Annotated in this window: 14 protein-coding genes and 1 pseudogene; 7 read left to right on the top strand and 8 right to left on the bottom strand. The window is 60.7% G+C overall.

Going from position 1 to position 12992, the window contains the following annotated elements; translation table 11 throughout:
• Positions 1 to 186 precede the first annotated feature (186 nt).
• Entirely contained in the window at positions 187 to 1230 is a 1044-nt protein-coding gene (locus ACYQ54_RS16455; protein ID WP_460084114.1) for a M42 family metallopeptidase, read from the bottom strand.
• Between the two features lie 217 nt (positions 1231 to 1447).
• On the opposite strand from ACYQ54_RS16455, the gene ACYQ54_RS16460 reads away from it, so the two are divergent.
• From ACYQ54_RS16460 to mepA, 3 genes are all read left to right on the top strand, one after another.
• Positions 1448 to 2251: an alpha/beta fold hydrolase gene (locus ACYQ54_RS16460; RefSeq protein ID WP_460084116.1), complete on the top strand. Its 804-nt coding sequence runs from the start codon at positions 1448 to 1450 to the stop codon at positions 2249 to 2251.
• A 212-nt stretch (positions 2252 to 2463) separates the two neighbouring features.
• The gene (locus ACYQ54_RS16465) at positions 2464 to 3549 is read left to right on the top strand and encodes a patatin-like phospholipase family protein (RefSeq protein ID WP_460084118.1); all 1086 of its coding nucleotides are present in this window, start codon (positions 2464 to 2466) and stop codon (positions 3547 to 3549) included.
• Positions 3550 to 3677: 128 nt separating this feature from the next.
• Positions 3678 to 4709, top strand: coding sequence for a penicillin-insensitive murein endopeptidase (mepA, locus tag ACYQ54_RS16470; protein ID WP_460084120.1), 1032 nt, complete (start codon positions 3678 to 3680; stop codon positions 4707 to 4709).
• Positions 4710 to 4832: 123 nt separating this feature from the next.
• Here mepA and ACYQ54_RS16475 read toward each other — a convergent pair whose 3' ends face one another.
• Positions 4833 to 5348 carry an N-acetyltransferase family protein gene (locus ACYQ54_RS16475; protein ID WP_460084122.1) on the bottom strand — a complete coding sequence of 172 codons (516 nt, stop codon included), beginning with the start codon at positions 5346 to 5348 and terminating at the stop codon, positions 4833 to 4835.
• A 239-nt stretch (positions 5349 to 5587) separates the two neighbouring features.
• Between ACYQ54_RS16475 and lepA the strand changes: the two genes are divergently transcribed.
• Positions 5588 to 7393 carry a translation elongation factor 4 gene (gene lepA, locus ACYQ54_RS16480; protein ID WP_460084124.1) on the top strand — a complete coding sequence of 602 codons (1806 nt, stop codon included), beginning with the start codon at positions 5588 to 5590 and terminating at the stop codon, positions 7391 to 7393.
• Between the two features lie 239 nt (positions 7394 to 7632).
• Entirely contained in the window at positions 7633 to 8214 is a 582-nt protein-coding gene (locus ACYQ54_RS16485) for a PhnA domain-containing protein (RefSeq protein WP_460084125.1), read from the top strand.
• 17 nt (positions 8215 to 8231) lie between these two features.
• On the opposite strand, the gene ACYQ54_RS16490 is transcribed toward ACYQ54_RS16485, so the two are convergent.
• The 4 genes and pseudogenes from ACYQ54_RS16490 to ACYQ54_RS16505 all read right to left on the bottom strand — a co-directional run.
• On the bottom strand, positions 8232 to 8831 hold the full coding sequence (locus tag ACYQ54_RS16490; protein WP_460084127.1) for a short chain dehydrogenase: 600 nt from the start codon (positions 8829 to 8831) through the stop codon (positions 8232 to 8234).
• Positions 8828 to 9190, bottom strand: coding sequence for a MerR family transcriptional regulator (locus ACYQ54_RS16495; RefSeq protein ID WP_460084129.1), 363 nt, complete (start codon positions 9188 to 9190; stop codon positions 8828 to 8830). Before ACYQ54_RS16495 ends, ACYQ54_RS16490 begins: the two co-directional genes overlap by 4 nt.
• Before the next feature lie 61 nt (positions 9191 to 9251).
• A complete protein-coding gene (locus ACYQ54_RS16500; RefSeq protein WP_460084850.1) occupies positions 9252 to 9809 on the bottom strand; it encodes a LysR substrate-binding domain-containing protein in 558 nt (185 codons plus the stop codon).
• 99 nt (positions 9810 to 9908) lie between these two features.
• Positions 9909 to 10088: pseudogene (locus tag ACYQ54_RS16505) on the bottom strand (LysR family transcriptional regulator); the annotation flags it as partial.
• A gap of 106 nt (positions 10089 to 10194) precedes the next feature.
• Between ACYQ54_RS16505 and ACYQ54_RS16510 the strand changes: the two are divergent.
• The gene (locus ACYQ54_RS16510; RefSeq protein WP_460084131.1) at positions 10195 to 10599 is read left to right on the top strand and encodes a tautomerase family protein; all 405 of its coding nucleotides are present in this window, start codon (positions 10195 to 10197) and stop codon (positions 10597 to 10599) included.
• A gap of 171 nt (positions 10600 to 10770) precedes the next feature.
• On the opposite strand, the gene ACYQ54_RS16515 is transcribed toward ACYQ54_RS16510, so the two are convergent.
• Positions 10771 to 10908: a hypothetical protein gene (locus ACYQ54_RS16515; protein ID WP_167579506.1), complete on the bottom strand. Its 138-nt coding sequence runs from the start codon at positions 10906 to 10908 to the stop codon at positions 10771 to 10773.
• A 133-nt stretch (positions 10909 to 11041) separates the two neighbouring features.
• Here ACYQ54_RS16515 and ACYQ54_RS16520 point away from each other — a divergent pair, with 133 nt between their 5' ends.
• Entirely contained in the window at positions 11042 to 11959 is a 918-nt protein-coding gene (locus ACYQ54_RS16520) for a LysR substrate-binding domain-containing protein (protein WP_460084133.1), read from the top strand.
• Between the two features lie 23 nt (positions 11960 to 11982).
• Here the strand turns inward: ACYQ54_RS16520 and ACYQ54_RS16525 are convergent, their stop codons facing one another.
• Positions 11983 to 12936 carry a YihY/virulence factor BrkB family protein gene (locus tag ACYQ54_RS16525; RefSeq protein ID WP_460084135.1) on the bottom strand — a complete coding sequence of 318 codons (954 nt, stop codon included), beginning with the start codon at positions 12934 to 12936 and terminating at the stop codon, positions 11983 to 11985.
• Positions 12937 to 12992: the final 56 nt, after the last annotated feature.

The raw sequence follows: 12992 nt of genomic DNA on the forward strand, positions 1-12992 counted from the left end.
CGCATCTTGAGGGGTTGATTGGCCTCTAAATACGGCCGGAAAAGCCTGTACTGAATGCGGTCTTGCAGCTGATGCGACAAACCGGGGTGACACGCCACGGAGGGTCAACCGTGGTTCCAACCCAAGGACTTCGTAACGCCCGGTCAGAAACAAAAAGGGAAGCCGAAGCTCCCCTTTTTCAGTGCCTTATGCCTTTTTCAGATAGGCAACAATGATGTCGAGCGCGGCCTGAAGGTCGCCCTTGTCGATCATTTCGGTGACCGTGTGGATGTAGCGGGTGCCGACGACGATGCCGATCGCCTTGGCACCGGCGGCCGCCTGCTGGGCCGCAGCGCCGTCCTGACCACCGGCGGCCAGCATTGTGCGCTGGAACGGGATCTTTTCCTTGACCGCAATGGCTTCGATTTCCTTCACCAGGTCCCGGTCCGCAATGAAGCTGGAATCCTTGACATGCAGACCGAAGCCTTCGCCCTGCACCGTGGTGCGGTCCTGCTCGGGAACACCCGGCGTGTCGCAGGCAAGCGTGGTGTCGATGCCAAACCCGATGTCGGGTGCTATGGCGAAAGACGCTGTCCGCGCGCCGCGCAGGCCGACTTCTTCCTGACAGGTGAAAGCGACGTGAATTTCGCAATCATGCTTGGCCTTGCCAAGGCCTCTGATCGCTTCGATTCCAAGCCAGCAGGCGATGCGGTTGTCGAGCGCCTTGGAGACGACCTTGTCGCCGATCTCGATCAGCGGCTCGTCCATGGTGACCATGTCGCCAACCTTGACGATCTCCTTGGTCTTTTCGCCAAGGCCCATGTCGATGACGAATTCCTTGGGTTCCGGCACCTTCTTGCGCTCTTCCGGCGAGGAAATATGGATCGGCTTGCCACCCGGGTTCATCACGCCCTTGAAGTCACCTTCGTCGGTAGACACCAGCACGCGGCGGGAGAACAGGTTACGCGCATCGAAGCCGCCGACCGGCTGCACATGCACAAAGCCCTTGTCCGTGACATGGGAGACCAGGAAGCCGATCTCATCCATGTGGCACAGCAGCATGACCTTCTTCGGGGTTCCTTTCTTGGAGGACTTGCGGCTGTCCCGGCGGCAAAGCAGCGAGCCCATCGGGTCGACGGTGATCTCGTCGAACAAACCCTTGATTTCCGCCTGAATCAAGTCGCGGACCCGGTGTTCGTGACCCGGAACACCCGGCGTTTCGCAAAGACGGCGAAGCAGATCGATATTCATGGAACTTCCTGTGAAGGTTGGAAAATCGGCACGATCCTAGTCCGAAAGGCTGCACGGGATAAAGAGCCAAGACGCAATAGTTCGAAAAGAGAGGCTTGTTGCAGGCCCACAGCCTGCGATAAGCCTCGACGCAACACCGCGCGCACAGAAATGGCACATCGTCTGCCCCGCCGCCTGAAGGCACAGCGCTACACCCTTTATGGAAAGGCAATACACGTTGACCGCTCTCTTGTCCGGCACCGTCCATGTTGAAACACGCGCCGTCCCGGTCGGCAGCAGCACCGTTCACGTTCGTATCTGGACACCTGAAGACCGTTTGCCCGGCAAGCTGCCGGTGCTTCTGTTTCATGATTCTCTTGGCTGCATCGCTCTTTGGCGCGATTTTCCAGAACGCCTTGCCCTTGCCTGCGGACGCACCGTCATCGCCTATGACAGGCCCGGTTTCGGTCAGTCCTCGGCCCGCAGCGACATCCTGCCACCCAGTTTCATTGCCGACGAAGGCAGAACTGTCGTGCCCGCTCTGTGCGACCAATTGGGGCTTGATCGCTTCATCGCCTGCGGGCACAGCGTCGGCGGCGGCATGGCGGTGCACACCGCCGCACAGCATCCGGACAAGGTCGCAGCCCTGATCACGATTGCGGCCCAGGCCCTTATCGAGGACCGCACTCTGGAAGGTGTCAGAGAAGCCCGCGTCGCCTTTGCCGAGCCGGACGCCTTCGACAGGCTGACCCGCTATCACGGTGCAAAAGCGCGCTGGGTTCTGAATGCCTGGACGGAATCATGGCTTTCGCCCGCCTTTGCCGATTGGTCGCTCGACGACGCCCTTGCCGATGTCCGCTGCAGCACAATTGCCATCCACGGCGCACTCGACGAATACGGCTCTCCGCGCCATCCGGAACACATTGCCCGGAGCACGGGCGGGCAAAAGGTTGTGCTGCCCGATACGGGCCACATCCCTCACAGGGAGTGTCCCGAGGTGCTGGTTGATACCATCTGCGGCTTCCTGGCGAATGCATCCTGAGGCCGGGGCCGGACGATCTGTACAGAGTTTTCGCAGATTAACCGGACCGGTTTAACTTCTTGATCGCCAATTTCGAAAAATCGTCCGCCTGTTTTCCGCTTTGCCATTGCAGTGTCGCATTTGATGACAACATTCTTGGGGTAAGCAAAAAGCGTCTCCCGTCTTCGCGGAGAGATGTAGCGCCTTCCATTGCGACGATCCCGGGGAACCCCATGGCCCAGAAAAAACGTTTTATTCTTTCCATTGACGGCGGCGGTATTCGCGGCCTCATTCCGCTTCGGCTGCTCGAAACTCTTGAAAGCCGTTTGAGCCAGCGCGGCGTCTCCGCGCCGCTGCACCAGATTTTTGACCTGATGGCCGGTTCTTCCACCGGTGGCCTGATTGCCGCCGGTCTGTCCGCCCCTCGCCCGGGCGGCTCCGCCGGTGCCCCGGCGGCGACGATCGACGAACTCCGCAGCTTCTTCGAGCGCGACGCGCGCGACATCTTCAAATCTTCGATCTCCGCACGGCTGGCACGCACCGTCACCAGTTCGCTCGGCCTGTTTGACGAGACTTACGATCCGCGTCCGCTGGAAAAACTTCTGAAGGAACGCTTCGGCTGGACATCCATAGCCAGCGGCCTGACGCATCTCTTGCTGACCGCATACGACCTGGAACAGCGCAAGGCCGTTTTCCTGACCAACGGGCAGGAAGCCAGCAGCGGCCGACCTGACGACTATTACTTCTGGCAGGCAGTGCGCGCGACGACCGCCACTCCCTCCTATTTCGAGCCGGCACGCGTTGAAAACCTCAGCCGCCGTCGCGAGGAAGCCTTGATCGATGGAACGGTCTTCATGAAGGATCCGACTGTCGCGGCTTATCTGGAGGCTCGCGATCTCGGTTGGGGCGACGACGAAATCGTCATCCTGTCGCTTGGTACGGGACGGGCGCCGGAACGGCCTTTCCTCTACAAGGATGCCGTCGGCTGGGGCGCTCTGGGCTGGTTGCAGCCGTCCAAGGGTGCGCCCCTGATGTCGATCCTGGCCGACGCTCAAAGCCAGACGACTTGCGACCAGGCACGGCAGCTTTTCGCCGAACTGCCGAATGTAACCTATCACAGGCTCGATGCAGTCCTTCCGGCGGAAGCAGAAGACATCGACAACGCCCGCCCCGGCAACATCATCACGCTGAACGGCGCGGCGGACAGGGTGATCCGGGACAACACCGTTTTCCTGGACGCGTTCGCCGACATGATCGCCGCCCATGTGGATAATCGCGAATCGGATGCGGAGACACCCGATTTGGTGCATGCTGCCTGAGGAATGAGGTGGCCGTCGCAGCAGCAGAGCGACGACGGCCAGACACCCAGACTGGCGCACGAGGTTTCAAGGTGAGGACGGGGAGAACAGGCAAGCGAACAGGCTGGACCCTTTCGGTGTCCGGCCTCATGGCATTTGCAGCAGCCTTGCAGGTTTCCTGCATGATTGCCTCGGCCGCGCCGGTGCCGGCGGCCAAGCCTGCCGATCCCGCTTCAGAGGCCTACTCACCGACTGTCGAACTGGTTGCCGGCGTGCCTATTCCGGCCAGGAAACGCGACGTACCGGACGGTTATGTCGCGAACAAGCCGAAGCTGGTGCTTTATGGGGACCAGCCCGCCCGCGATTATTTCGGTGCAGTCACCGGTCCTGCCCATCTGAAAGCCCGCTCGATCGGCTCCTACGCCAAAGGGTGTCTTGCGGGTGGTGCGGAACTGCCGACGGACGGGCCGACCTGGCAGGCGATGCGCCTGTCGCGAAACCGCAATTGGGGCCACCCCGTCCTGATCGACTATCTCAAGGACCTGGCGAACGACGCGCCCAAGGCAGGTTGGAACGGTCTGCTTGTGGGAGACATCGCGCAGCCCCGCGGCGGGCCGATGACCTCCGGACATGCCAGCCACCAGATCGGCCTCGATGCCGATATCTGGCTGACGGAAATGCCGAACCGGCGTCTGACCGCCCAGGAACGGGAAGAGATTTCCGCGATTTCGATGCTGATCGGTCCGATGGACATCAAGGGGGCGGACCGGCGGGTCGATCCGAAGAAATGGTCCGACAAACATGCCCGGCTGATCAGGCGCGCGGCGTCCGACAAGCGCGTCGCACGCATCTTCGTCAGCCCGACGATCAAGAAAGCCCTGTGCGACTTCGAGAAGGGCCGCGACCGGTCCTGGCTGCGCAAGGTGCGGCCGTGGTGGGGCCATCACTATCACTTTCACGTCCGCCTATCCTGCCCGCGCGGCAGTGCCGGCTGCAAGGACCAGAACCCGCCGCCGCCCGGCGACGGCTGTGGCGCCAACCTTGCCTATTGGCTGTCCGACGAGCCCTGGGTGCCGAAAAACCCACCCAAACCGGGCGAACCTCCCAAGGTTGTCAAGAAACGTCCCATGGCGCTGGCCGCCCTGCCGAACGACTGCCGTTCGGTGCTGACCGCAAATTGACGTCGGCAGGCTGCGGCAGGAAGCAGTGGTGCTGACACCGGCGCCTGCCTTCCAGATGTTGATGCCCGGCCTGCAGACCGGAACAACATGCTGCCCGACAGTCACCTGACCGGTGGGATGATATCAGGCGTCCGGCGATTGCATCGGACCCAGAACCCTGGCCACGAAGACCAGATCCAGCCAGCGGCCGAACTTCGTGCCGGCTTCCGGCAGGCGTCCGGCGACATGAAAGCCGAGTTTCTCGTGAAGGGCTATGGAGGCGGCGTTGTCGCCGTCGACCACGCCGACCAGCACATGCAATTTCTTGTCGGCGGCTATGTCCATCAGCCGTTCCAGAAGCGCACGGCCGATGCCGCGCCGTTGCATCGCCGGGTCCACGTAGACGGAGTGTTCCGCCGTCAGGCGATAGCCTTCGCGCGGCCGGAACGGCCCGAAGCTGGCAAAACCGAGCACCGTGTCGTCGTGGTCAACCGCCACCAGAACCGGCAGATCCTGCCTCACGCGGCCTTCGAACCAGGTCAGCCTGTCGTCCAGCGTTTCCTCGCGGCTGGTCCAGGCAGCCGTCGTCTCGCGCACTGCCTGATTATAGAGCACCAGAATTGCCGGAACGTCCTTCGGTTCTGCATTGCGGATCAACATCGTAATCTCTTGTATGGCTGTTCAACACATCACTGCCGGTACAATCTAGATCACACTTTGAGGTTGATTTGCCACGACAAATGTCCCTTGCGGGCTACGTCATTTGCCGGAGGTGACAGATTGCACCGGGCGCGGCGAAACATGGCATTCCACGGAAGGTGCAAAAAAGCACCGGAATTCAACGCCCGAGCGCTTCAATCCACTAGGCGAAATCGAATTGCAATGGTAAAGGGGCGGCCATGACGACGAAGAAGCTTTCCAACATCCGCAACTTTTCCATCGTGGCTCATATCGATCACGGCAAGTCGACGTTGGCCGACCGCCTGATCCAGATGACCGGCACGCTGACCGACCGCGAAATGACCGAGCAGGTGCTCGATTCGATGGACATCGAACGCGAGCGCGGCATCACGATCAAGGCGCAGACAGTGCGCCTGATCTACAATGCCAAGGACGGCAACCAGTATAGGCTGAACCTGATCGATACGCCGGGCCACGTGGACTTTGCCTACGAAGTGTCCCGCTCGCTGGCGGCCTGTGAAGGCTCGCTGCTGGTGGTCGATGCTTCCCAGGGTGTTGAAGCCCAGACACTGGCCAACGTCTATCAGGCCATCGACAACGATCACGAGATCGTCACCGTACTCAACAAGATCGACCTGCCCGCGGCCGAACCGGACCGCATCAAGGAGCAGATCGAGGATGTGATCGGTATCGATGCATCTGAAGCCTGCATGATCTCCGCCAAGACCGGTCTTGGTGTCGACGACGTGCTGGAGGCGATCGTTTCCAAGCTGCCGCCGCCGGAAGGTGATCCGGATGCCACGCTGAAGGCGATGCTGGTCGACAGCTGGTACGACACCTACCTGGGTGTGATGGTGCTGGTCCGAGTCATCGACGGGTCCCTGAAACGGGGCCAGAAGATCAAGATGATGGGCACGGGTGCGGCCTATGACGTCGACCGCGTCGGCGTCATGACCCCCAAATTCCTGCAGGTGGACGAGCTTCACGCCGGCGAGATCGGCGTCATCACCGGATCGATCAAGGAAGTGGCCGACACGCGCGTCGGCGATACGATCACCCTTGAGAAAAAGCCCTGTGCGGAAGCTCTTCCGGGCTTCAAACCGGCACAGCCGGTGGTGTTCTGTGGCCTTTTCCCGGTCGATGCGAACGACTTCGAAGACCTGCGTGCTGCCATGGGCAAGCTGCGCCTCAACGATGCGTCGTTCTCGTTCGAAATGGAAACCTCCGCGGCGCTCGGGTTTGGCTTCCGCTGCGGCTTCCTCGGCCTGCTGCATCTGGAAATCATCCAGGAACGGCTCTACCGCGAGTTCGACCTCGACCTGATCGCGACCGCACCCTCGGTTGTCTACCAGATGTCCCTGACGGACGAGTCTGAAGTGGAACTGCACAATCCGGCCGACATGCCGGACGTGGTCAAGATCTCCGAGATCCGCGAACCGTGGATCCGGGCGACCATCATGACGCCGGACGAATATCTGGGCGGCATCCTGAAACTGTGCCAGGAACGGCGCGGTCTTCAGATCAACCTGTCCTATGTCGGGTCGCGCGCGATGGTCACCTATGACCTGCCGCTCAACGAAGTCGTGTTCGATTTCTACGACCGCCTGAAGTCGATTTCCAAGGGATACGCCTCGTTCGACTATCAGATTTCCGATTACCGGGCAGGCGATCTTGTCAGGATGTCGATCCTGGTCAACGAAGAGCCTGTCGATGCGCTTTCCGTGCTCGTGCATCGCAGCCAGGCGGAACGGCGCGGCCGTGCCATGTGTGAGAAGCTGAAAGAGCTGATCCCGCGGCACATGTTCAAGATCCCGATCCAGGCAGCCATCGGCGGCCGCGTGATCGCCCGCGAGACCATTTCCGCCCTGCGCAAGGACGTGACCGCCAAGTGCTACGGTGGCGACGCCACGCGTAAGCGCAAGCTGCTGGAAAAGCAGAAGGCGGGCAAGAAGAAGATGCGCCAGTTCGGCAAGGTCGAAATCCCGCAGGAAGCCTTTATCCAGGCCCTGAAAATGGACGATTGAGAACCCGCTTGGCGCAAAGCGCCAAGCCAAAGCTCCAGCGGACCTACGGCGGTTTTCGAACGGCGGGCGATGCCCGGCTTTCCGTGACAAGAGGTATCAGCGCCAAGGTTTGCAAGGCCCGGGTCTTGCCTTCGGCAAACCGGCGTGACAAACGTTGCTCCTCTTTGCCCTCCTGATTGAAGCGCCATAGACCGGCTGAAAAAGCCCGCCCGCGGCGCGCCCCCAAGCAAGGCCTTGCCATGACTATCGAACAGACCCTTTCCGACCGCGCCGGCAATGCCTGCGAATTCTGCGGTGCCACCGATGCGTTGCAGCCGCTCGACGTTGGCCCGGTTGCTGACGGCACCGCGGAGATGGCGGTTCTCGCATGCACGACGTGCGCGGATCAGATTTCAGGCGCTGCCGATGTCGATCCCAAACACTGGCTCTGCCTGAATGAAGCCGCCTGGAGCCAGGTGCCACCGGTTCAGGTTGTTGCCTACCGCATGCTCTCAAAAATGCCTGATGAAAGCTGGGCGCGCGATCTTCTGGACATGCTGTATCTGGAAGAGGACACGCTCGCCTGGGCAAAGGCCGGTCTAGGCGCCAGCATGAGCGACGACGACGGCGTGGTGCACAAGGATACCCACGGCGCTGTTCTGGCTGCCGGCGACACGGTGACCCTGATCAAGGATCTCAAGGTCAAGGGCGCCAACTTCACCGCCAAACGCGGCACCGCCGTGCGCAACATCTCCCTTGTTGCGGACAACGCCTCCCAGATCGAAGGGCGTGTGAACGATCAGCGCATCGTCATCCTGACGGAATTCGTGAAGAAGGCCTGAGTGCTCCGGCAGGCCTGTCAGTCCACAGGCACGACCAGCCCCGTCGCGCCTCCCTCGACGCATTTGGCGTAGGCAAGACCGACACGCCGGGACGAGACGTGTTCGTGACCGGGGAACATGGCACCGTAGCGGTTGGCGGAGACCTCCAGAAGTCCGGGACTCACGACATTGATCCTGAGACCACGTGGCATGTCGATGGCCGCCGCTTTGACAAAGCCGCCGAGCGCGCCGTTGGTGGTGGCCGAGCCCGAACCGACCCGGATCGGGTCCCTGTCCAGAATTCCGCTGGTCAGGGTGAACGATCCGCCCTCGCTCACAACCTTCAGGCCCTTCAGAACGAGATTGATCTGAGTAAGCACCTTGTTCTTCAGGCTGTAGAGATATTTCTCGCCGGTCATCTCCGCCAACCGGCCGAAAGCGACCTCCCCGGCAGCACAGATAACCGCATCCACGAGGCCGGCTTCCGCATACATGGCGTCGATGCTTTCCTCATCGGCAAGATCCACCTTGATATCACCCGCTGAACGCCCGGCAGTGATGATCTCATGACGGGTGGAGAGCTCGGCACAGGCTGCCTGCCCGATCGCTCCGGCTGCACCAACAATGATGATCTTCATGGGCGTTGTCCTTCTAGTTTGTCGTAAATGGCAAGCTTCTCGGCAAGTACCTCTTCGCAGCGGTCGAGATCGGCGCGTTTGCGTTTGAGGGCTTCGGCATGCCCAAGCAGCAAAGCCTTGCGCTCGCTGACGGTGCGCCCGCCCTCGCGGTAAAGCGCAGCGAAGCGCTGCATGTCCTTCATCGACATGCCGGTCTTGCGCAGCCAGTAGAGCAGCGTGAGCCACTCCACATTCTCGGGAGAAAACCGGCGCAGGCCGTCCGCCCCACGATCTATGGCGGGCACAATTCCGGACTTCTCGTAGTAACGGATCGTATCGGCGCTGAGGCCGCTTCTGACGGAGGCTTCCGAGATCAGCATGGGTTCCACTCTTGTTGGTCAGGTGAACCCTAGCTCCCTGGAGCAACTCCAGGTCAAGGGCTCAAAGATGTTCCCTGAAAGCGCCGAGAATCGCCGAGGCGATGTCGTCCTCGCGGCAGAAGAGCGTCATCTTTGTCTTCGGCAAGACCGGAAGCTGATAGAGGTCGCCAACCTCACGGCAGCCGGCCGGAATGTTGCGCCTGTCGAGGCAGGCGATACCGAGGCCGGCACTGACCGCTGCCTGGATGGCGCCGACACCAGTGCCGGTGAAGGCGTCTTCATAGGAGATCCCGGCGTCCTTCAGCGTGCCTTCCGCCAGGCGCCTGAGGGCGCATGTCTCGGACAGGGCGACAAGGGGAAGTGCCGCGCCGGCCTTCCAGGCAAATTCGCGGGAGGCCGTCCAGACAAGGTTCTCCTCGAAGGCCACACGGCCGGTACCCTCGACATCTTCGGAGCGGACCATGATCGCGCTGAACAGCCCTGCCTTGAAATCAGTATAGAGCGTGTCGGAATATCCGACCGCAACGTGGAGGCGATGCTCCGGCAAGGCCTTGCTGAGCGAGGCGACTATCTCCGGAAGCCTGCCACCTGCAGCATGATCGCTAATGCCGCACCTCAGCCGCTTTTGAACCTGAGGACCGGAAACGCGCGCCGCCACCCTGTCATGCAGGTCGATCAGGCTGCGGGCATCACTTAAAAACCGTGCACCGAAGCTCGTCAGCCGGACGGACCGGGGCGATCGGCTGAGCAAGGTGCTACCCAGACGCTCTTCCAGTTTCTTGATCTTGACGCTGACGGCAGACTGGCTGGCGCCAGTCATCTGACCAGCCCGTGTAAAGCTGCCCGTTTCAGCAACACGCACAAAGGCGCGCAGGAGATCCATATCGAGATCGGTCATACATTCATTCTAATTTGTGATTTTTGAAATATCAAAGATTTGTTTTTCAAATCTTTCTAGCCACCATAAAGTCGACGGCATCACCCCCATGACGGAGGACACCACGATGCCGCTTACCAACATTTCCCTGATGAAGGGCTCCAAAACCGCCGCCCAAAAATCCGCGATCCTGGACGAAATCTACCAGGCCATGCGCGAGACCTTCGGCGTGCCCCAGGACGACAAGTTCATGATGATCACCGAACATTCGCGCGAGGATTTCCTGTTCGGCCGCCACTTCATGAATATCGATCGGTCCGACGACCTGATCATCATCCAGCTGACCGTCAGCGACACACGCAGTGTCGACCAGAAGAAAGCGCTGTTTGCCCGGATCGCCAAAGGGCTTGCCCGCGAAGTCGGCATCCGGTCCGAAGACATCTTCATCAACCTGGTCGAGACCCGGCTGGAGAATTGGTCGTTCGGGCACGGGGTCGCGCAATATGCCGACAGGCAGCCGGTCGCGGTTTGATCCGGTCCGTTGGGCAGCGGCAGGACTGCCCTGCCCGCCCAAAGACAGAAACGGCGCCGGGCTTTCCGCCCTGGCGCCGTTTTCTGGTTTGGAAGTCTTGTCCAACCGGCCAGTCCTTGCGGAGGGTCGATCAGAAGGGTCGGGGACCGGCTTTTCAGCCGGCCTTGAGCCTTAGCGCCGGTTGAGCGGCAGGTCGGCCAGTTCGCGCTGGGACATGCGTACGATTGCCGGATGGGACATCGGATCGGTGCGGTCGTAAGCGGAAGCCGGACGTGCGGTCAGGTGGCGGCGCATGAACAGTTTCATCATGAGTTTCAATCTCCTTATTATTGTTTTTTGCATGGCCAAATTCCTTCTTTGAATTTAGCTATGCTCTCTATATAGCCGCCATCATTCGCTAAAAAAATCGACTTATTCTGATTTTCGATTTAGATTTTCTAAAATGAAAAACCTGAATCGCATTCACCTCTCCGGCCTTCGTGCCGTGGAAGCCGTTGCCCGGCTCGGCTCCGTCAAGGCGGCGGCAGACGAACTTGGCGTCACGGTCGGCGCTGTCAGCCAGCAGGTTCACAAGACCGAGGCCCAGCTTGGCGTGCAGCTGTTCGAACGGCAGAACCGCTTGTTGCTGCCAACCGCTCATGTGCTTGCGATGCAGCCGCACCTGACAAGCGCGATGTCTTCGCTTTCGACCGCCATCGCCACCACCCAGCGCGGACGTGAGGATGCGTTGACGATTTCGGTCGCCCCGGTTTTTGCCGGCAAATGGCTGGTGTGGCACCTCAAGAACTTCAACAAGGTGCACCCGGGCGTCCGTGTGCGGGTGGAAGCGACAGTGGATCTGGTGGATCCGGATATGAGCGACGTCGACCTTTGCATCCGTGTCGGCAAGGGCCCCTATCCGGGCGTCAAGGCAGAACAGTTGCTGCACCAACGGGTGTTTCCGGTTTGCAGCCCGGCCTTGGCCGAACAGATCAGGGAGCCGAAGGATATCGGCAAGTTGCCGATCATTCGTGACCCTGGACAGATGTTCACCTGGAAGACCTGGCTGGATCTCTTCGGTCTTGACGAGAGCATCCTGCAGGACGGCCCGACATTTTCCGACGGCTCCCTTTGCCTTGATGCGGCTATCGCCGGGCACGGGGTGTTCCTGGCCTGGGAAACGCTTGCGGTTTACGCGGTGAAATCCGGCCAGGTGATCGCCCCGTTCCCTGAACGCCCCGCCACGGGTAGCGCCTACTGGCTGATCAGCGGCAGAAACGCGCCACAGACCAAGGCCAAGAAAGCCTTTGGAGACTGGTTGAGAGATGAGCTGCAGAGCTCAATCGGCCGCCCGAAAGGCGCGGATGTGGTGACGGAATAAGTGGGCTGGCAGGCCTGCCGGTTCTATTCCGCGCCCGCAATGGATTTTCCCAGGATATCGGCCTTCACCGCGCCGCGCGTGCCCATTGGCTGATCCGGGCCAATGGTGCTGTCCTCCCGTGTCTGTGCTTCCATCTCGCCGTTCAGCTCTGCGCCGAGCAAGACGATATAGGCGGATATCCAGAGCCACATGAGCAGAATGATGACACCGGCAAGGCTGCCGAATGTTCTGTTGTAGCTGGCGAAATTCGCCACATAGACCGAAAAACCGTAGGACGCGGCAAGCCACAACAGACAGGCGATCACGGCGCCGGGCGTTATCCATTTCCATTTGGCGTCGGTTCGCGATGGCCCGAACCTGTAGACGAAGGACAGACCGGTCACGGTCAACAAACCAAGGAGCAGCCAGCGCACCGAGGAGAGGATCCTCTCAAGCCAGTCCGGCAGGGCGAGGTAACCAAAGACGACGGGCAGCAGAAGCGCGGAGATCAAACCCAGCATGAGAGCGAGAACAATCAGGATCGTCATCACCAGGGTGCGAGCCTTCAGGGCAATGAAGCCCCGCTTTTCGACTTCGTCATAGGCGACGTTGAGTCCCTCCATCAGGCTGGCCATGCCCCTGGAGGCGGAATAGACAGCAATGCCCAGACCGATGACGAAGGCAAACCCGAGACCTGCATTCTCGCTTCCGGCGACGTCAGCGGCCTGTGTGAGTATGATCTGGGACGCTTGCTGCGGCAGAACATTTTCGATTATCTCAAGCTGGCGGCTGACTTCGACAGGTTCGACGACAAGCCCGGACAACGCCGTGAGAGCGGTGATGGCGGGGAAGATTGCAAGAAGACCGTAGAAGGCAACCCCGGCGGCGATCAAGTCGATATGGTCCCGCTGGACCGCGTGCCAGACACGATAACCAATATCCAGCCAGCCGAGTGGCGGGATCTTTTCCGGGCTTCCGGCGTCTCTTCCTCGTGTCATGCATATTCCCCCTGGTACCACGCGCCCGGCTGTCCACGGACGTTGGCAAACAGCAG

This window comes from Roseibium sp. LAB1 (genome assembly GCF_054658235.1).

What these genes read in the sequence shown, in the direction of transcription:
- ACYQ54_RS16455 (WP_460084114.1), bottom strand. Translation starts at nt 1,230, where the DNA reads ATGAATATCGATCTGCTTCGCCGTCTTTGCGAAACGCCGGGTGTTCCG.
- ACYQ54_RS16525 (WP_460084135.1), bottom strand. Translation starts at nt 12,936, where the DNA reads ATGACACGAGGAAGAGACGCCGGAAGCCCGGAAAAGATCCCGCCACTC.
- lepA (WP_460084124.1), top strand. Translation starts at nt 5,588, where the DNA reads ATGACGACGAAGAAGCTTTCCAACATCCGCAACTTTTCCATCGTGGCT.
- ACYQ54_RS16465 (WP_460084118.1), top strand. Translation starts at nt 2,464, where the DNA reads ATGGCCCAGAAAAAACGTTTTATTCTTTCCATTGACGGCGGCGGTATT.
- mepA (WP_460084120.1), top strand. Translation starts at nt 3,678, where the DNA reads ATGGCATTTGCAGCAGCCTTGCAGGTTTCCTGCATGATTGCCTCGGCC.
- ACYQ54_RS16495 (WP_460084129.1), bottom strand. Translation starts at nt 9,190, where the DNA reads ATGCTGATCTCGGAAGCCTCCGTCAGAAGCGGCCTCAGCGCCGATACG.
- ACYQ54_RS16475 (WP_460084122.1), bottom strand. Translation starts at nt 5,348, where the DNA reads ATGTTGATCCGCAATGCAGAACCGAAGGACGTTCCGGCAATTCTGGTG.
- ACYQ54_RS16510 (WP_460084131.1), top strand. Translation starts at nt 10,195, where the DNA reads ATGCCGCTTACCAACATTTCCCTGATGAAGGGCTCCAAAACCGCCGCC.
- ACYQ54_RS16490 (WP_460084127.1), bottom strand. Translation starts at nt 8,831, where the DNA reads ATGAAGATCATCATTGTTGGTGCAGCCGGAGCGATCGGGCAGGCAGCC.
- ACYQ54_RS16515 (WP_167579506.1), bottom strand. Translation starts at nt 10,908, where the DNA reads ATGATGAAACTGTTCATGCGCCGCCACCTGACCGCACGTCCGGCTTCC.
- ACYQ54_RS16520 (WP_460084133.1), top strand. Translation starts at nt 11,042, where the DNA reads ATGAAAAACCTGAATCGCATTCACCTCTCCGGCCTTCGTGCCGTGGAA.
- ACYQ54_RS16485 (WP_460084125.1), top strand. Translation starts at nt 7,633, where the DNA reads ATGACTATCGAACAGACCCTTTCCGACCGCGCCGGCAATGCCTGCGAA.